The organism is Ferrigenium sp. UT5, from assembly GCF_045866295.1.
In the GTDB taxonomy this organism is placed as follows: domain Bacteria; phylum Pseudomonadota; class Gammaproteobacteria; order Burkholderiales; family Gallionellaceae; genus Sideroxyarcus.
In genome coordinates, this window is record NZ_BAAFRY010000011.1 from 1 (window position 1) to 17,236 (window position 17,236).

The 17,236-nt window shown below is 60.4% G+C and carries 17 protein-coding genes; 16 read left to right on the plus strand and 1 reads right to left on the minus strand.

Translation table 11 applies throughout. The annotated features are described in order from the left end of the window. The first annotated feature begins 164 nt into the window (after window positions 1-164). From ACKTSJ_RS05595 to ACKTSJ_RS05650, 12 genes are all read left to right on the plus strand, one after another. Window positions 165-512 (plus strand): hypothetical protein, encoded by a 348-nt coding sequence (locus tag ACKTSJ_RS05595; protein ID WP_407898211.1) that lies wholly within the window; start codon window positions 165-167, stop codon window positions 510-512. 444 nt (window positions 513-956) lie between these two features. Then, window positions 957-2,048, plus strand: a complete 1,092-nt coding sequence (locus tag ACKTSJ_RS05600) for an efflux RND transporter periplasmic adaptor subunit (RefSeq protein WP_407898213.1) — start codon at window positions 957-959, stop codon at window positions 2,046-2,048. Further along, entirely contained in the window at window positions 2,048-5,122 is a 3,075-nt protein-coding gene (locus ACKTSJ_RS05605) for an efflux RND transporter permease subunit (RefSeq protein ID WP_407898359.1), read from the plus strand. Before ACKTSJ_RS05600 ends, ACKTSJ_RS05605 begins: the two co-directional genes overlap by 1 nt. After that, window positions 5,119-5,430, plus strand: coding sequence for a DUF3240 family protein (locus tag ACKTSJ_RS05610; protein ID WP_407898215.1), 312 nt, complete (start codon window positions 5,119-5,121; stop codon window positions 5,428-5,430). Before ACKTSJ_RS05605 ends, ACKTSJ_RS05610 begins: the two co-directional genes overlap by 4 nt. Beyond that, a complete protein-coding gene (locus ACKTSJ_RS05615; protein WP_407898217.1) occupies window positions 5,427-6,686 on the plus strand; it encodes a TolC family protein in 1,260 nt (419 codons plus the stop codon). Before ACKTSJ_RS05610 ends, ACKTSJ_RS05615 begins: the two co-directional genes overlap by 4 nt. 503 nt (window positions 6,687-7,189) lie before the next feature. Continuing rightward, window positions 7,190-7,795 carry a MotA/TolQ/ExbB proton channel family protein gene (locus tag ACKTSJ_RS05620; RefSeq protein ID WP_407898219.1) on the plus strand — a complete coding sequence of 202 codons (606 nt, stop codon included), beginning with the start codon at window positions 7,190-7,192 and terminating at the stop codon, window positions 7,793-7,795. Further along, window positions 7,792-8,214 carry an ExbD/TolR family protein gene (locus ACKTSJ_RS05625; protein ID WP_407898221.1) on the plus strand — a complete coding sequence of 141 codons (423 nt, stop codon included), beginning with the start codon at window positions 7,792-7,794 and terminating at the stop codon, window positions 8,212-8,214. The genes ACKTSJ_RS05620 and ACKTSJ_RS05625 overlap by 4 nt, the downstream gene beginning before the upstream one ends. Window positions 8,215-8,218: 4 nt before the next feature. Further along, window positions 8,219-9,196 (plus strand): tetraacyldisaccharide 4'-kinase, encoded by a 978-nt coding sequence (gene lpxK, locus ACKTSJ_RS05630; RefSeq protein ID WP_407898223.1) that lies wholly within the window; start codon window positions 8,219-8,221, stop codon window positions 9,194-9,196. Beyond that, window positions 9,196-9,381, plus strand: a complete 186-nt coding sequence (locus tag ACKTSJ_RS05635; RefSeq protein ID WP_407898225.1) for a Trm112 family protein — start codon at window positions 9,196-9,198, stop codon at window positions 9,379-9,381. Before lpxK ends, ACKTSJ_RS05635 begins: the two co-directional genes overlap by 1 nt. After that, a complete protein-coding gene (gene kdsB / locus ACKTSJ_RS05640; protein WP_407898227.1) occupies window positions 9,381-10,199 on the plus strand; it encodes a 3-deoxy-manno-octulosonate cytidylyltransferase in 819 nt (272 codons plus the stop codon). The genes ACKTSJ_RS05635 and kdsB overlap by 1 nt, the downstream gene beginning before the upstream one ends. A gap of 18 nt (window positions 10,200-10,217) precedes the next feature. Continuing rightward, window positions 10,218-10,874, plus strand: a complete 657-nt coding sequence (gene adk, locus ACKTSJ_RS05645) for an adenylate kinase (RefSeq protein WP_407898228.1) — start codon at window positions 10,218-10,220, stop codon at window positions 10,872-10,874. Window positions 10,875-10,876: 2 nt separating this feature from the next. Beyond that, entirely contained in the window at window positions 10,877-11,275 is a 399-nt protein-coding gene (locus ACKTSJ_RS05650; RefSeq protein ID WP_407898230.1) for a GlcG/HbpS family heme-binding protein, read from the plus strand. A gap of 71 nt (window positions 11,276-11,346) precedes the next feature. On the opposite strand, the gene ACKTSJ_RS05655 is transcribed toward ACKTSJ_RS05650, so the two are convergent. Next, window positions 11,347-12,120 carry an MBL fold metallo-hydrolase gene (locus tag ACKTSJ_RS05655; protein ID WP_407898232.1) on the minus strand — a complete coding sequence of 258 codons (774 nt, stop codon included), beginning with the start codon at window positions 12,118-12,120 and terminating at the stop codon, window positions 11,347-11,349. A 237-nt stretch (window positions 12,121-12,357) separates the two neighbouring features. Between ACKTSJ_RS05655 and ACKTSJ_RS05660 the strand changes: the two genes are divergently transcribed. The 4 genes from ACKTSJ_RS05660 to folD all read left to right on the plus strand — a co-directional run bounded on the left by ACKTSJ_RS05660 (window position 12,358) and on the right by folD (window position 17,236). Next, complete coding sequence (locus ACKTSJ_RS05660; RefSeq protein ID WP_407898234.1) at window positions 12,358-13,611, plus strand: 6-phosphofructokinase; 1,254 nt, start codon at window positions 12,358-12,360, stop codon at window positions 13,609-13,611. 50 nt (window positions 13,612-13,661) lie between these two features. Then, the gene (locus ACKTSJ_RS05665; RefSeq protein WP_407898236.1) at window positions 13,662-15,716 is read left to right on the plus strand and encodes a sodium-translocating pyrophosphatase; all 2,055 of its coding nucleotides are present in this window, start codon (window positions 13,662-13,664) and stop codon (window positions 15,714-15,716) included. A gap of 104 nt (window positions 15,717-15,820) precedes the next feature. Continuing rightward, entirely contained in the window at window positions 15,821-16,369 is a 549-nt protein-coding gene (ppa, locus tag ACKTSJ_RS05670; protein ID WP_407898238.1) for an inorganic diphosphatase, read from the plus strand. 15 nt (window positions 16,370-16,384) lie between these two features. Then, complete coding sequence (gene folD, locus ACKTSJ_RS05675) at window positions 16,385-17,236, plus strand: bifunctional methylenetetrahydrofolate dehydrogenase/methenyltetrahydrofolate cyclohydrolase FolD (RefSeq protein ID WP_407898240.1); 852 nt, start codon at window positions 16,385-16,387, stop codon at window positions 17,234-17,236.

Genomic DNA, 17,236 nt, shown 5'->3' on the forward strand with positions numbered 1-17,236 from the left:
ACCAGCCACCTTCAGGTGGCCACAAGAGCAGGGGCCGCGTAAGCGACCACGTTAAGCCGCTTTGAGCGGCTCACAAAATAAAGCCCCCGGCTTTGCCGGGGGATACTTACTATAGAATCCGCCACGGCTCATGGGGCAACCGCAGATGGAGTGAACGCGTGTATTTGAGTTTATTCATTATCGTTTTCGAAGTTGCACTGGTCACTGTATTGAACTATGCAACGATCGACACCCATGTCTCGCTGGATGTGCTGTATTGCCTGCCCATCATTCAGGCCGCACAGATGCCGATGCTACAATCCAATCGCCAGTCTGAATTGCTGATCCCGCTCCTCATCGGCTTCCTCGTCGGCGCAATCTGGAGTTTGTCCGAAGCCCTGCTCACACCGTCAGATTTTCCACTGGGGGCACTCGCGCTCAATGTATTCAGCCGGGGCGTAACCTTCACTCTGCTGGGTAAAGTTGTTGCGCGTTTATGGAAGGAGCGCGAGCAGGATCACCAGGATCGCTAAATCGTAACGCCTTGGCGGCATTCAATCAGCCAGCAGGCAAACATTCCGCGAGCGTATTTACCCACGCAGGCAAGCCGATACCCAACACTCACGCTTGGAAAAGCGCCTTGAAACAGGCTGGCATTGAAGCGCCCCTCAATTTCACCGAGTTGGCATCGCCATCAAAATCGACATGGCTGCGGGATTGATGTGTTTCAATCCATTCACTTTATGCATGCGCACTGTTTTTTCTCGATAAGTTTCTTCCAAATGCAGCTAGCTACGCACACGACAATAGAGCCACATAAATTTCTCGCAAGCGACGGAACTAATTCTTAGTACGGCAACCTATAGCACGCTCGTTCTTCTTGCAAAGTTCGCAGGTTTGATGGGGTCTTCAAACTGCATCTCGCCACTTTGCAATCGCGTCAACAACAACCGTGCCATACCGGAAAAATCCAAATAATGAGAAAGCTATCAATCGCCATCCTGTTCCTGTCGCAATTCTTCGGCGGCGTTCATGCTCAAGACATTGCATTGACTGCGGAACAGATCGTCAAGCTGGGTATTGCGACTACGCCGCTGCCGGCACGAACCAACGGCGATATCTCCGATTTACCTGCACAAGTGGTCATCCCCGGCAACCAGCTCTATACCATCAGCACACCGTTATCCGCGATGGTCGAACAAACACTGGTCGGTGTGGGTGATGCTGTAAAGAAGGGCCAGGTGTTGGCGAGACTGCAAAGCCCGGCTTTCATTGAGGCCCAGCGCAGACTGTTGCAGGCACACCTGCAAGACCAGCTCGCCACGGAGAACTTCAAACGAGACCAGGAATTGTGGCAGGACGGCATCATCGCGGAGAGTCGCCTGCGCGCGACACGCAGTCAGCGCAACGAGGCACATGCCATCCTGACCGAACGCCATCAGGCATTGAAGTTATTCGGAATGCCCTCCAAAGCAATCGAGCAACTGCTGTCCGACAATGAATTGAGTAGCCAACTTGCTATTACCTCGCCCATTGATGGCGTCATTCTGGACAAGTCCGCCAGCTCGGGCCAGCGGCTCGATGCATCCACACCATTGTTCCAAGTGGCCCGACTGAGTCCGCTCGGTTTGGAGATACAAATTCCCCTGGCCAGTTCCGAAAACATCAAAGTTGGTGCGGCCGTCGACATCCCTGCCTATTCGGCAAGCGGTAAAGTGGCCGCTATCGGTCGCAGCTTGAGCGGTGGTAGCCAGACGATCCGGGTCCGCGCACTTATCAACAAGGGTACAGAGGGACTCCGCCCCGGCCAGTATGTGGAAGCGAACATCGCCACCGCAGGAAACGGCATGAAGCAGTGGAACGTCCCGAACAGCGCACTGGCCAGATTGGGCAAGCAGCCGGTGGTGTTCGTCAGAACGCCCACCGGCTTCCGTGCCGAAAAGGTCTCGGTGAAACTGGAAGGTGCGCAACGCAGCCTGATAGGCGGCGACTTTAAAGGGGATGAGTTGATCGCCGTGCAGGGCGTCTCGACGCTGAAATCCGGCGCCATGAGCAGCGGAGCCGAATGATGTTGTCCAAACTGGTCGAATTCGCGCTGACCCAGCGCATGCTGGCGGCTGCTCTGACGCTGCTGTTGATCGGAGCCGGTGTATCCGCTTTCCGCGAACTGCCCATCGACGCCTTCCCGGACGTATCCACCACGCAGGTCAAGATCATCATGAAAGCCCCCGGCATGACGCCGGAAGAGGTCGAAGCCCGCATCGTCGCCCCGATCGAGCTGGAGATGCTGGGCATTCCCAATCAGCGCGTACTGCGCTCCATCTCCAAATACGCCATCGCCGACATCACCATCGACTTCAATGACGGGACCGATATCTACTGGGCGCGCCAGCAGGTTGCCGAACGTTTGAACAATGCCATGCGCGATTTGCCTGCCGATACTTCGGGCGGACTGGCGCCGATCACCACCCCGCTGGGCGAAATGTTCATGTTCACCGTGGAAGGTGAAGGTGTTTCGCTGGAAGAGCGCCGCACCCTGCTCGACTGGACCATACGCCCGGCGTTACGCACGTTGCCCGGCGTGGCCGATGTCAACTCGCTGGGCGGCCTGGCGCGCAGTTTCGAGGTCGTGCCCGACCATAATGCGCTATCCGCTCACGGTATCTCCTTTGCCGAGTTGCAGGCAGCAATTCAGGCCAACAATCGCAATGATGGCGCCGGGCGCATTAGCGACGGCGACGAATCGCTGCTGGTGCGCGCCGAGGGCAGCATCCGCAGCCTGCAGGATGTGCGTGACATCGTCATCGTCGGTACCCATGGCAATCTAATCCGCGTGAACGACGTTGCGCAAGTGCGTATCGGCAGCCTGACCCGCTATGGCACAGTCACCAAAGACGGCAAAGGCGAAGCCGTCGAGGGTTTGGTGCTTGGCTTGCGCGGGGCGAATGCGCAAAAAGTCGTGAATGGTGTGCGTGCCAAATTGGCCGAGATCGCCCCCACCCTGCCGGCGGGCGTGACGACCCGTATGTTCTATGACCGGGGCAGTCTGGTCGAGCGCGCGGTCGGCACCGTTTCCAAGGCATTGGGTGAGGCCATCATCCTGGTGATTATCCTGCTGGTGTTGTTTCTCGGCAACCTGCGTGCCGCACTGGTCGTCGCGCTCACCCTGCCGCTGGCAGTATTGTTCACCTTCATTCTGATGGGCAAGTTCGGCATGTCGGCCAATCTGATGTCGCTGGGCGGTCTGGCCATCGCGATCGGCATGCTGGTCGATGCGGCGGTGGTGGTGGTGGAGAACATCATCAACCATCTCGCACACCGCAAAGCACACATCCCGCACCTGCATGTGATCTACCGCGCGGTGAAGGAAGTCATCACCCCGGTCGCGGCCGGGGTCGCCATCATCATCATCGTGTTCCTGCCGCTGATGACGCTGCAGGGACTGGAAGGCAAACTGTTCATCCCGGTCGCCGTCACCATCGTGTTCGCGCTGGCCGGCTCGCTGCTGCTGTCGCTGACCTTCGTGCCCATGCTCGCATCATTTCTGCTCAAGACTGCCGGCCACGAGGAGCCCTGGCTGGTACGCAAAGCAATGGCTATCTATGTGCCGCTGCTGCGGCGTGCGCTGGAGAAGGAACGCGCCGTCATCGTCAGCGCGGTTTCATTGCTGCTGGTGACCGCAGGCATCTATATGTTGCTGGGCAAGACCTTCATGCCGGAGATGGACGAAGGCGACATCATCATGCAGACCTCCAAGCTGCCTTCCATCAACATCGAGCAGACGGCGGAGCTGGACAAGCGCATCCAGACTGCCATTCTGCAGCAGGTGCCGGAAGTGCAAGGCATCGTATCGCGTGCCGGCGCGGACGAGCTGGGCCTCGACCCGATGGGTCTGAACGAGACCGACAACTTCCTCGTGCTCAAGCCGCAGCAGGAATGGCGCAACAGTGACAAGAACGCCATCATCGACGACATCCGCAAAGTGATGGAAGACTTCCCGGGCATCGAATACGGCTTCACGCAACCCATCGCCATGCGCGTCTCGGAGATGCTGACCGGCGCGCGCGGCGACGTCGCCATCAAGCTGTTCGGCACCGACCTCTCCACGCTGAACGACCGCGCGGAGCAGATCGTCAAAGTGCTGGAAGGCATCCCCGGCAGCGAGGACGTTTACACCGTGCAGAACAGCGGCGTGCAGTATTACCGCGTCATCATCGACCGGCTGGCGGCGGGACGCATGGGATTGAACGTGGACGACATCGGCACGGCCTTGCGCAGCCAGATAGAAGGCCAGCAACTGGGCACGGTCATCGAGGACGGGCGCCGCACCCCGCTGATCATGCGCGGCATGGCCGAGATCCGCCAATCCCCCGCTTTGCTTGCTGCCATCAAGCTGCCTTTGCCCAACGGACAGGCCGTGCCGCTTTCCGTCGTGGCCAAGCTGGAACGTGCAGACGGCCCGGTCAAGGTGGACCGCCAGGACGGCCAGCGCATGGTGGTCATCCAGAGCAATGTGCGCGGACGCGATCTGGTCGGCTTCGTCGAGGAAGCGAAAGCTGCGGTCGCCGCTCAAGTCAACCTGCCCAGCGGCTATCGACTGACATGGGGCGGGCAGTTCGAGAACCAGCAGCGGGCAGCGGCGCGGCTTGCCGTGGTCATTCCGGTCGCACTGGGCATGATCTTCATGCTGCTGTTCGCCACCTTCGGCTCGGTGCGCCAGGCCGCGCTGGTCCTGACCAACATCCCGTTCGCCTTGATCGGCGGCGTGTTCGCGCTGTGGATCAGCGGCGAATACCTGTCCGTTCCCGCCTCGGTCGGCTTCATCGCGCTGCTGGGCATCGCGGTGCTGAACGGCGTGGTGATGGTGTCCTATTTCAACCAGTTGCACGATGAAGGATTGTCGCTGGCCGATGTGGTGTTTGAGGGCGCCAAGCGCCGTCTGCGCCCCGTGCTGATGACGGCCAGCATCACGGCCTTCGGCCTGCTGCCAGTCCTGTTCGCGACTGGTCCCGGCTCCGAGATCCAGAAACCCCTGGCCATCGTGGTCACCGGCGGACTGGTCAGCTCGACCCTGTTGACGCTGATCATGCTGCCCATCCTGTATCGCCGCTTCGGCCTGGAAAAACCCGAGGTGCAAGCATGAAAGAAATGAACTGTTGCCTGTCGCTGGTCTGCCACAAATCGCTGGAAGAGCGGCTGGTCGATCAATTGCTCTCCCACCCGGACTGGGTGCACGGCTTTTCCATCAAACATATCGAGGGCGGCAGCCAGAAGGAAAAGTTGCCCAGCATGCTGGAACAGGTGCGCGGTCGCTCGCAACGCATTCAGTTCGATACCGTGATGAATCTCGAGGATGCGCGACTGCTGATCGCTCATCTGAAGCAGGCCGAGCCCAATCACGAGATCGCCTACTGGCTGGTGCCGGTGCTCGAGTTCGGGAGACTGGCATGAAGCACACCGGATTGACGCTGGCCACTGCCTGCCTCTGCCTCGCTGCATCGTTCAGCCATGCCGAAGCCGATCTCCCCCCGCATGACCAGGTGGATCGTGCGCTGGACGAGCACGTCCTTGTACTCAACGCTCAGGCCGGCATGCAGATCGCACAGAGCGAACAGCGCAGGCGCGACACGGGCGACTATGAATTCACCCTGCAAGGTGGGACCTACCGCGACCGCCTGCAGGAGGGCAACGTGCAGAATGACTCCCGCGACTGGGAGATCGCCATCGAGCGCCCGCTGCGCCTGCCCAACAAGGTGTGGATAGACAGCGACATCGGTGCAGCCGCCCTGGCACGCGGCCAGCATGCGCTGGGGGATGCGCGCCATGAAGTCTCGCGCCAGTTGCTGCGCCTGTGGTTCACCTGGCAGCGCGAACAGGCACAACTCCTGCAATGGCAAGCGCAACTGGACCTCCTGCAGCAGCAGGCGGCGATCACGGAAAAGCGCATCAAGGCAGGCGACGTGCCACGCATGGAGCTGAACCAGGTCAACGCCGCCGCCGCCATGTCTGCGGTCTCCATGCGACAAGCCAAACTGCGCGCGGCGCTGGCGGCCGACGAATTGAAACGGCAGTTCCCCGCCCTGTCGCTGCCCGAAACAGTGACGCTGGTGGAGCCGCAAGCCATCACGCAGCCGCTGACTTACTGGCATGACATCATGCTCAATCACAATCACGAGATCGGCCTGGCCATGGCGGAGGCGGACTTTCAACGTAGACTGGCCGCGCGCGCCAGTGCCGACCGCCTGCCCGACCCAACGGTCGGCCTGAAATACACCTCGCAGCTCGACAGCAAGCAGCGCATCGCCGGAGTTTATGTCTCGATCCCGCTGGGCTACAGCGCCCGCTCGGCGAACGCAGACAGCGCCCAAGCGCAGGCCCGCATCGCGACAGACCAGGCTCAGGCGCTGCAGCGCAAGGTGGAAGGCGACATCTACCACGCGTACACCCATGCGGTCAGCAGCTACGAGATATGGCAGCAAGCCTCTGCCGCTGCCAGCGCCTTGCGCCACAACGCCGATCTGGTCGCCCGCGCCTACAGTCTGGGGGAAAACAGTCTGGATGCGACTCTGCTCTCGCGGCGTCAGGCGCTCGAAGCGACCCTGGCCGAGACCCTGGCGCGGCAGGATGCCAACGAATCGCGCTATCGCTTGTTGCTGGACGCCCATAGCTTATGGAGCAGTGATAACGACGCACACAGCCCACATTGAGTCGTATCCACAAAACGTCTCCACCAGAAAAGAGTATTTACAATCCAGGCCAGAACCTGAACCAAGGTGAGTGAGAGATGTTGTTCAGACGGCGCGCAGTTGAGTCTTGTTACGGTTTTGTCCTCGCTTGATTGAGGCGAGAACAACAGGAGCACGCCTTCATACCGTAACGGGTTGGTTTGGGATGTGTTGCACGCGCTTTTGGCATGGCGGTTTCAAGTTCCAAGTGCAAAAAGTGCAGCGTGATGCCGCCTGAAATCAAAATCGTCTGGCATAGTGTTGGCGCGCGCCAACAAGCTGCGCTATCGCTGCCATTGTATGGGTATGTAAAGTCACGATCATGCCTTCATGCTCCCAACTTCTGCCCCGCCAGGCTCATCTCGTGCTGGAAACAGCACTCCCCTCGTTTAGGCTCATTTGTCATTGGACAAGGCTTTTTCTTGCTCAAACCGGCAGGGACAGGATACAGTTCGCGCCTTGATTTTTTCTCCTGCGGGGACCTCGTGTTCAATCTCATCGAAGCGGCCGGCTGGCCGATCTGGTTGCTGATCATCTCATCGCTGGTTGCGGTCACCCTGATTGTCGAGCGCGTCCTCTATCTGCGCCGTAAAAATGTCATTCCCCCCAAACTGCTGGTAGAAGTCGTGCATGAAATGAAGCAGCGCGGCATCAACCCGCCCATGCTGGATAAATTGTCGAAAGGCTCACCCCTCGGCAAGGTCTTCGCCGCCGGCTTGAAAAACATCAAAAACTCGCCCGAAGTCATGAAGGAGGCCATCGAGGAAGCCGGGCGTTGCGCCAGTCACGATATGGAACGCTTCCTGACCACCCTCGGCACCATCGCCTCGATCAGTCCCCTGCTCGGGCTGTTCGGCACGGTGGTCGGCATGATCGAAATCTTCGGGGCGCAGAACGCGGGTGGCGCGGCACCGACCGAATTGGCGCACGGTATTTCGGTCGCGCTGTACAACACCGCCTTTGGCCTGATCGTCGCCATTCCCAGCATGATCGCCTATCGCCACTTCCGCGCGTTGGTCGATTCGTTCACTATCGAGATGGAACAGCAGGCGGTCAAGCTGGTGGAGATCGTGCATGGTGAGCGCAAATGAATTTCCGCCGCGGCCACGATCGTGACACACCGGAAATCAACCTGATTCCGATGATCGACGTGTTGCTGGTGATCCTGATCTTTCTGATGGTGACCACCAGTTACGGCAAGTTCTCCGAGTTGCAGATCAATCTGCCGCAGGCCACGGGAGCCGGCAGTTCGCTGGCACTCAGCAAACCCCTCACGGTCGCGGTGGATGCCAGCGAACACTATGCCATCGACGGCAAACGCACCCCTTTCAGGAATCTGGGCGAATTCGCGCAAGCCCTGCGCCTGGCGGCCGGCACGGAGACCGACCCGGTCATCGTGATCAATGCCGATGCCAGAGCCTCCCACCAGTCGGTGATCGCGATCATGGAAGCCGCACGGCAGGCGGGATACGGCCGCATCACCTTCACCATCCGCAATTCAGACAAGTAATTCCATGCGCGGACTGCCATACCATTGGTATCGCCTTACCCCGCTGCATCTCGTGCTGTACCCGTTCAGTCTGCTTTTCCGCATGGTCGCCGCCCTGCGACGCCTGGGCTACCGCTGGCGCCTGTTGCCTGCAATCAGAATTCCGGTGCCCGTCATCGTGGTTGGCAACATCAGCGTTGGCGGCACCGGCAAGACACCGCTCACCCTGACGCTGGTTCAGGAAATGACCGCCCTGGGCTGGCACCCCGGCATCATCAGTCGCGGTTACGGGGGCAAAGGTGGTGCACTGCCGCGCGAGGTACAGGTCGATGATCCGGTCGAAGCCGTCGGCGACGAACCCCTGCTGATGGCGCAACGCAGACTGTGTCCGGTCTGGATCGGGCGCGACCGTCCTGCCACCGCACTCGCGCTGCTGCGGGCACACCCGGAGTGCGATGTCATCTTCAGCGACGATGGCTTGCAGCATTACCGCCTGCACCGTGATGTGGAGATTGCCGTTATCGATGGCACGCGCCGTTTCGGCAACGGCCTGCTGCTGCCCGCCGGACCGTTGCGCGAGCCGGTATCGCGCCTGCAAGCAGTGGACGCAATCGTCGTCAATGGCGGCACCGCCCAAGCGGGCGAATTCGCCATGCGCCTGGAAGGCACCCGCTTCCAGAACCTGCTCAACCCGGAACAGATCCGGACGGCAAGCGACTTCACCGGGCAGCGTGTGCATGCCATTGCGGGCATCGGGCATCCCGGCCGTTTTTTTGCGCACCTGCAAAAACTCGGCCTGCAATGCACCCCCCACGCCTTTCCGGATCATCATGCTTATACCCCGTCGGAGCTATCATTCGCTAACACGGATGCGCTACTCATGACCGAAAAAGATGCGGTAAAATGCGTTGCATTCGCCAGCGAACGGGATTGGATCCTGCGCGTGGAGGCGCAGGTCAGCCCGGCACTCGTTCAACTTATCGTCAAAAAGGTCACCCCATAATGGACGCAAAACTGCTCGATATTCTGGTTTGCCCGCTGTGCAAATCGCCGCTGATCTACCGCAAGGCCGAGCAGGAACTGGTATGCAGGGCTGATCGCCTGGCCTTCGCCATCAAGGATGATATCCCGGTGATGCTGGCCGATGAGGCCCGCAGCATGACAGCGGAAGAAGTCGAAAAACTCTAATGCTGACCTTCAGGGTCGTCATTCCCGCCCGTTTCGCCTCGACGCGTTTGCCGGGCAAGCCGCTGCTGGATATCGGCGGCAAACCGATGGTGATTCGTGTCGCCGAACAGGCGGCACAAAGCGGTGCACAGCAGGTCATCATCGCCACCGACCACCCGTCCATACTCGCCGCCGCCGCGCAACACGATTTCCAGGCGTGCATGACGCGCAGCGACCACGCCAGCGGCACCGACCGCATCGCCGAAGTTGCGGCGCAGCAAGGCTGGGGCGACGACACCATCGTGGTCAATGTGCAAGGCGACGAGCCGCTGGTCCCGCCCGGCCTCATTCGCGCCGTGGCGCAGCATCTGCACGATCATGCCGGGTGCGCCATCGCCACCGCCTGCCATGCCATTCACGACGAAGCTTCGATGCGCAACCCGAACGTAGTCAAGACCGTGCTGGACAAACACGGCAACGCCCTGTATTTCAGCCGTGCGCCGATCCCCTGGCCGCGCGACGCGTTTATGGATTCAGCCACAGGACGGGGCGACAGCCCTTCCTCCCCCCAGGGGAAAGTTGGAAGCGGGGAATCCCAGAGAAACATCGAAATGTTGCGCCACATCGGCCTCTACGCTTACCGCGCCGGTTTCCTGCGCACCTACGGCCAGCTCGCCCCGGCCGCAATCGAACAGGCGGAGTCGCTGGAACAACTGCGCGCGCTCTATCATGGATACAAAATTGGCGTCACCATCGCGACGGATGCCCCGCCCGCCGGGGTGGATACCGAGCGGGACTTACAGGTGGCGCGGCAACTTTTCGCCCGTCCCGGCAATTAAAAACAGAGAGGAAATGACATGCGACTGATTCTGTTGGGCGCCCCCGGCGCAGGCAAAGGAACCCAGGCCAATTACATCCGGGAAAAATTCGGCATCCCGCAAATTTCCACCGGCGACATGCTGCGTGCCGCGATCAAGGCGGGCACACCGCTCGGACTGGCGGCGAAACAGGTCATGGATGCCGGCAATCTCGTATCCGACGACATCATCATCAATCTGGTGAAGGAGCGCATCCAGGAATCCGACTGCGCCAACGGCTTCCTGTTCGACGGATTCCCGCGCACCATTCCGCAGGCGCAAGCCATGAAAGACGCCGGAATCAAGATCGACTACGTCCTGGAAATCGATGTTGCCGACAGCGAGATCGTGCAGCGCATGAGCGGGCGCCGCGTGCATCCCGCGTCCGGCCGCACTTACCACATCGTTTTCAATCCGCCCAAGGTCGCCGGCAAGGATGACATCACCGGCGAGGAACTGGTGCAACGCGCGGATGATGCCGAGGCCACCGTCATCAAGCGCCTCACTGTTTATCACGAGCAAACGCAGCCGCTGGTCGAGTATTACGGCGCATGGTCGAAATCGGGCGATGCACAAGCCCCCAAGGTTCTGCGCGTGCCCGGCGTGGGCAGCGTCGAATCCATCCGCGAGCAGGTATTCAAGGTATTGGGCGCCTGAGCATGGCGAGCAAACCGGTACTGACGCTGGAAGACGCCCGGCGCATCGCTGCCGCCGCCGAAGCGGAAGCCCGCAACAATGTCTGGAAAGTGGCGATTGCCGTGGTTGATGACGGCGGCCACCTGCTCTACCTGCAACGCAGCCATGACACGCAATTCGGCACTGTGGAAACGGCAATCATGAAGGCGCACGCCGCCGTGGCTTTTCAGCGCCCGACCAAGGCTTCGGAAGAGGCGGTGTTGAGCGGCCGCCTGATCCACCTCGCCCTGCCCGGTGTGATCCCGGCCGAAGGGGGAGTGCCCTTGCTGCGCGACGGCATCGTCATCGGCGGTCTCGGAATCAGCGGGGTGCGTTCCGTGCAGGATGGCCAGATCGCCCAAGTCGGTGCCGGCGCACTCTGACTGCATAACACGCGCAAATGAAAACGGGCTGCATCCTGGCGGATGCAGCCCGTTTCTTCGCACAGCCGGTTTCAGGCCGGAACGCGATAGTGATCCTGCGTCATGTTGTCGATACCGCACGGCAGGGCTTCGATCCAGTTGAGGAATTCGTTCACCATCTTCTTGCCCTTGAACATGCGCCCGTGCTGCGGCACGATCATTTCCACGTCCATGCCGCGCACCATGTTGACCCAGTAGCGGCAGATCTTGTTGGAGATCATGTAACGCGTGTGGAATCCCTCCATGTACTGGATGTGCGACCTGAAATCTTCCACCGGCACGTCGGCCGCATCGTGTGGCACGAGGGAAGCGCCCATGTCGCCGCTGAACAGAATCTTGCTCACCGGATCGTAGAACTGGAAGTTTCCCTCCGAATGCATGAAATGGGCGGGGACAGCCTTGATCACGGCCTGTCCCAGCGGCAAGCTCATGCCTGCATCCGGGATGCCTTCCACCCGGCCCACCGCATTCCCCACGCTGCAGAAGTGGGGGACGAACCGGACCCAGAGCTTGGAGATCATCACCTTGCACTCGGAGTGGATCATCCACTTGTTGACCGAGGCAATGATGTCGGGATCGGCGTGAGAAGCCAGAATGTAATCCAGATTTTTCGGGGCGAAGAAGCTATGCATCGCCATCAGCAAACCGTTGTAGGTCATGTTGCCGCCCGGATCGATCAGTGCGCCATGGCCGTTATCGACGATCAGGAACTGGTTGGCCTGCACCGCCTCGCCCGTGGAGTCGTCCACCAGGTCGTCGAACATCATGCATAGGTGCTTGCCGTTGTTAAAGAGTTCGATTGCCATGCGCTTCCTCCCTGAAGATTGAGTCTTGTTTTATGTATATCCACACTGGCTGGACAAACGCCACGGTGAAGCCAGCAACCTTATTTCTGCGGGACGATTCTCTCACACCCCCCGTAAAACGGGTAATAACCCACCCCGCTATGCGGGTAATACCACACCCCGGCAAAAAGGGTAATATGCCGTCGCATTGTTACGTGCAATTTGGCTTCATCCCAATCGAAAAAAGGAGCGCAGGGAATGGTGAAACGGAATGCTTTTTATGCCCAATCCGGCGGCGTCACCGCCGTCATCAATGCTTCAGCCTGCGGTGTCATCGAGACCGCCCGCAAACACAAGGACAAGATCGGAAAAGTTTATGCCGGACGCAACGGCATCATCGGCGCACTCACCGAAGACCTGATCGATACTTCCAAGGAATCCGCAAAGGCCATCGCCGCGCTGCGCAGCACGCCCTCCGGTGCTTTCGGCTCCTGCCGCTTCAAACTCAAGGGACTGGAAGAAAACCAGCGCGAATACGCGCGTCTGATCGACGTGTTCAAAGCGCACAACATCGGCTATTTCTTCTATAACGGCGGCGGCGATTCCGCCGATACCTGTTACAAGGTGTCGCAGTTGTCGGAAAAGATGGGCTACCCGGTACAGGCCATCCATGTGCCGAAGACCGTGGACAATGACCTGCCGATCACCGACTGCTGTCCCGGCTTCGGCTCGGTCGCCAAATACATCGCCGTCAGCACGCTGGAAGCCAGCTTCGACGTGCGCTCCATGGCCAAGACTTCGACCAAGGTATTCGTCCTGGAAGTGATGGGACGCCATGCCGGCTGGATCGCCGCTGCCGGCGGTCTGGTGGAAGAACAGGGCATCCCGGTGGTCATCCTGTTTCCCGAGATCGAATTCGACCAAAAGAAATTCCTGGCCCGCGTGGATGCCATGGTGAAGAAACACGGCTATTGCAGCGTGGTGGTGTCGGAAGGCTGCCATTACCCCGATGGCAAGTTCCTCGCCGAACAGGGTTCGCGCGATGCCTTCGGCCATGCCCAACTGGGCGGCGCGGCACCGGTCGTCGCCAACATGGTGAAGGAAGCCCTGGGCTACAAATTCCATTGGGCGGTGGCCGATTATCTGCAGCGCGCCGCGCGCCACATCGCGTCGAAGACAGATGTCGAACAGGCCTATGCACTGGGCAAGGCGGCGGTAGAACTGGCCCTGAAGGGCGAGAATGCGGTGATGCCCACGGTACAGCGCGTTTCCGACAAACCCTACAAATGGAAAGTCGGCGTCGCGCCGCTGTCCAAAGTTGCGAACGTGGAAAAGTTCATGCCGCGCAATTTCATCACCAAGGATGGCTTTGGGATTACCGAAAAATGCCGCGCGTATCTCACCCCGCTCATCAAAGGCGAGGACTACCCCGCCTACAAGAACGGTTTGCCGCAATATGTGCAACTAAAGAATGCTGCAGCCACAAAAAAGCTGGAAAATTTCAAGATTTGATGTTTAACACCGCTCCGCAAGGGGCGGTTTTCACATAGGGAGAGGAAACGATGTCAACTGCTTTGGGCTTTGCGTTGTTATGTGCAATCGCTGCGCTGCTGTACGGCGCTGCTTCGATCAAATGGATACTGGGCCTGCCAACCGGCAATGAAAGGATGCGAGAGATCGCGGCAGCGGTGCAGGAAGGCGCGCAGGCCTATCTGAATCGGCAATACACCACCATCGGCATCGTCGGTGCGATTTTGCTGGTCGCGATTTTCCTGGCACTGGGCTGGCAGACAGCGCTCGGCTTCCTGCTCGGCGCGCTGCTTTCCGGACTGACCGGCTACATTGGCATGAACGTCTCGGTGCGCGCCAACATCCGCACCGCCGAGGCCGCCAGCGGCGGACTGAATGCCGCGCTGAATGTCGCCTTCAAGGGCGGCGCAATCACCGGCCTGCTGGTCGTGGGCCTGGGATTGTTGGGCGTGGCCGGATATTACGCCTTCCTGACCCTGATGCTGGGCAGCACCACTGCCGAAGCCACGCATGCCTTGGTCGGGCTCGCCTTCGGCGGTTCGCTGATCTCCATCTTCGCCCGTCTCGGCGGCGGCATCTTCACCAAGGGGGCCGACGTCGGTGCCGACCTGGTGGGCAAGGTCGAGGCCGGCATTCCCGAGGACGACCCGCGCAATCCCGCGGTGATTGCCGACAACGTCGGTGACAACGTCGGCGACTGCGCCGGCATGGCGGCCGACCTGTTCGAAACCTACGCCGTGACCATCATCGCCACCATGGTGCTGGGCGGCTTGCTGATCACCGGTTCGCCCGATGCGGTGATCTATCCGCTGGTGCTGGGCGGCGTTTCCATTATCGCCTCCATCATCGGCACCTTCTTCGTCAAGGCGCATGAAGGCGGCAAGATCATGAATGCGCTGTATCGCGGCCTGCTCGTGTCCGGTGTTTTGGCGGTCGTTGCGTTCTACCCGGTGACCACCTGGATATTGGGCGATGGCGTGATGATCAACGGCGCACTGGTATCCTCGATGAATCTGTATCTGGCCTCCCTGATCGGTCTGGCACTGACGGCGGCGATGGTGTGGATCACCGAGTATTACACGGCCACGGAATACAATCCGGTGCGCCACATCGCCCAGGCCTCCACCACCGGACATGGCACGAACGTGATCGCCGGCCTTGGCGTGTCGATGAAATCCACTGCCGCACCGGTTATCGCCGTGTGTCTGTCAATTTGGGGCGCCTATGAACTGGCCGGGCTGTATGGCATCGCCATTGCCGCTACCTCGATGCTGTCGATGGCCGGCATCATTGTGGCTCTCGACGCCTACGGCCCGATCACCGACAATGCCGGCGGCATCGCCGAAATGGCCGGTCTGCCGGATACCATCCGCAACATCACCGACCCGCTCGATGCCGTGGGCAACACCACCAAGGCCGTGACCAAAGGCTATGCCATCGGCTCCGCCGGACTGGCAGCATTGGTGCTGTTCGCCGACTACACCCATGCCATCAATGCCAAGGCGCTGCTGCTTGATCCGCTGGCACAGGCCATGACCTTCGACCTGTCCAACCACATGGTCATCATCGGCCTGTTCATCGGCGGCATGGTGCCCTACCTGTTCGCCGCGATGGGCATGGAAGCGGTCGGTCGCGCCGCGGGCAGCGTGGTGGTGGAAGTGCGCCGCCAGTTCAAGGAAATCCCCGGCATCATGGAAGGCAAGGGCAAGCCGGAATACGGCACCTGCGTGGACATGCTGACCAAGGCCGCGATCCGCGAAATGATCGTGCCCTCGCTGCTGCCGGTCGCCGTGCCCTTGATCGTCGGCCTCACCCTCGGCGCGCAGGCGCTGGGCGGTGTGCTGGTCGGCACCATCATCACCGGCATCTTCGTCGCCATCTCGATGACCACCGGCGGCGGTGCCTGGGACAACGCCAAGAAATATATCGAGGAAGGCAACTTCGGCGGCAAAGGGTCGGAGGCGCACAAGGCCGCCGTCACCGGCGACACCGTGGGCGATCCGTACAAGGACACGGCCGGTCCGGCGGTCAACCCGCTGATCAAGATCATCAACATTGTCGCCCTGATGATCGTGCCATTGCTGTAATCTGGACTTCAGTCCACCCCGAGGGGCTGCCTGCGCAGCCCCTTTTCCATGGTTCGGAATGGTACAATTCGCGCCTTCCCATTTTCACTTAAAGGCAGCGCATCATGAGTCTGAACAAAGTCCCGTCCGGCAAAGACCTCCCCAACGATTTCAACGTCATCATCGAAATTCCGATGCACGGCGAACCGATCAAATACGAAGTGGACAAGGAATCCGGCGCAATCTTCGTGGACCGCTTCATGAGCACTGCCATGCACTACCCCTGCAACTACGGCTACATCCCGCACACCCTGTCCGACGATGGCGACCCCGTGGATGTGCTGGTGGTAACGCCGATCCCCCTGCAAACCGGGGTGGTGGTGCGTTGCCGTCCGCTGGCCGTGCTGAAAATGGAAGATGAATCCGGCGTGGACGCCAAACTGCTGGCGGTGCCGGTGGACAAACTCTCCACCATGTATCGCGGCCTCAAGAGCCACACCGAACTGCCCGCCATCCTGTTGCAGCAAATCGAACACTTCTTCGCGCACTACAAGGATCTGGAACCGAACAAGTGGGTCAAGGTCAGCGGCTGGGAAGACATTGAAGCCGCACGCCGCGAAATCATGGCCGGCGTCGAAATGTACAACAACGCCAAAGTCAAACCCGAGTTCTGATTGGGGGACACACCGATGACCGCACGCATCATTGACGGCAAGTCCATCGCGCAGGAAGTGCGCGCCGAATGGAAAGTCCGCGCCGACGCCCTGAAGGCGCGCGGCATCACGCCCGGACTCGCCGTCATCATCGTCGGCGACGATCCTGCCTCCAAGGTTTATGTGGCAAACAAGGTGAAAGCCTGCGCCGAACTGGGGCTGCATTCCGAGCACATCGCCCTGCCCGCCGACACCAGCGAGGCCGCCTTGCTGGCGAAGATTGCCGAACTGAATGCAGACCCGAAGATTCACGGCCTGCTGGTGCAACTCCCCGTGCCCAAACACATCAACGCCGACAAGGTGCTGTATGCGATCAGCCCGGACAAGGACGTGGACGGTTTCCATCCGCTCAACGTCGGTGCGCTGGCCACCGGCAACATGCGCTTCGCGCCCTGCACCCCTTACGGCGCGCTGGTGCTGCTGCAAAAGAGCGGCATCAGCATCGAAGGCAAACATGCCGTTGTCGTGGGGCGCAGCAACATCGTCGGCAAGCCGATGGCGCTGCTGCTGTTGCAGCACAACGCCACCGTCACCATCTGCACCTCGAAAACCCAGGACCTCGCCAAGTTCACCCGCGACGCCGACATTCTGGTCGTGGCCACCGGTCGTCCGAAGATGATCACCGGCGACATGATCAAGCCCGGTGCCGCAGTCATTGACGTCGGCATCAACCGCCTGCCCGACGGCAAGCTGTGCGGCGACGTGGATTTTGATTCTGCCAGGGAAGTCGCCGGCTGGATCACCCCCGTCCCCGGCGGCGTCGGCCCCATGACCATCACCATGCTGGTCGCCAACGCCGTGCAATCCGCAGAGCGGAGCGCCGGCTAA

Coding starts and splice junctions, on each gene's coding strand:
- ACKTSJ_RS05635 (WP_407898225.1), top strand. CDS start 9,196: ATGGACGCAAAACTGCTCGATATTCTGGTTTGCCCGCTGTGCAAATCG.
- ACKTSJ_RS05605 (WP_407898359.1), top strand. CDS start 2,048: ATGTTGTCCAAACTGGTCGAATTCGCGCTGACCCAGCGCATGCTGGCG.
- kdsB (WP_407898227.1), top strand. CDS start 9,381: ATGCTGACCTTCAGGGTCGTCATTCCCGCCCGTTTCGCCTCGACGCGT.
- folD (WP_407898240.1), top strand. CDS start 16,385: ATGACCGCACGCATCATTGACGGCAAGTCCATCGCGCAGGAAGTGCGC.
- ACKTSJ_RS05625 (WP_407898221.1), top strand. CDS start 7,792: ATGAATTTCCGCCGCGGCCACGATCGTGACACACCGGAAATCAACCTG.
- ACKTSJ_RS05615 (WP_407898217.1), top strand. CDS start 5,427: ATGAAGCACACCGGATTGACGCTGGCCACTGCCTGCCTCTGCCTCGCT.
- ACKTSJ_RS05600 (WP_407898213.1), top strand. CDS start 957: ATGAGAAAGCTATCAATCGCCATCCTGTTCCTGTCGCAATTCTTCGGC.
- ACKTSJ_RS05655 (WP_407898232.1), bottom strand. CDS start 12,120: ATGGCAATCGAACTCTTTAACAACGGCAAGCACCTATGCATGATGTTC.
- ACKTSJ_RS05650 (WP_407898230.1), top strand. CDS start 10,877: ATGGCGAGCAAACCGGTACTGACGCTGGAAGACGCCCGGCGCATCGCT.
- ACKTSJ_RS05610 (WP_407898215.1), top strand. CDS start 5,119: ATGAAAGAAATGAACTGTTGCCTGTCGCTGGTCTGCCACAAATCGCTG.
- adk (WP_407898228.1), top strand. CDS start 10,218: ATGCGACTGATTCTGTTGGGCGCCCCCGGCGCAGGCAAAGGAACCCAG.
- ACKTSJ_RS05660 (WP_407898234.1), top strand. CDS start 12,358: ATGGTGAAACGGAATGCTTTTTATGCCCAATCCGGCGGCGTCACCGCC.
- lpxK (WP_407898223.1), top strand. CDS start 8,219: ATGCGCGGACTGCCATACCATTGGTATCGCCTTACCCCGCTGCATCTC.
- ppa (WP_407898238.1), top strand. CDS start 15,821: ATGAGTCTGAACAAAGTCCCGTCCGGCAAAGACCTCCCCAACGATTTC.
- ACKTSJ_RS05665 (WP_407898236.1), top strand. CDS start 13,662: ATGTCAACTGCTTTGGGCTTTGCGTTGTTATGTGCAATCGCTGCGCTG.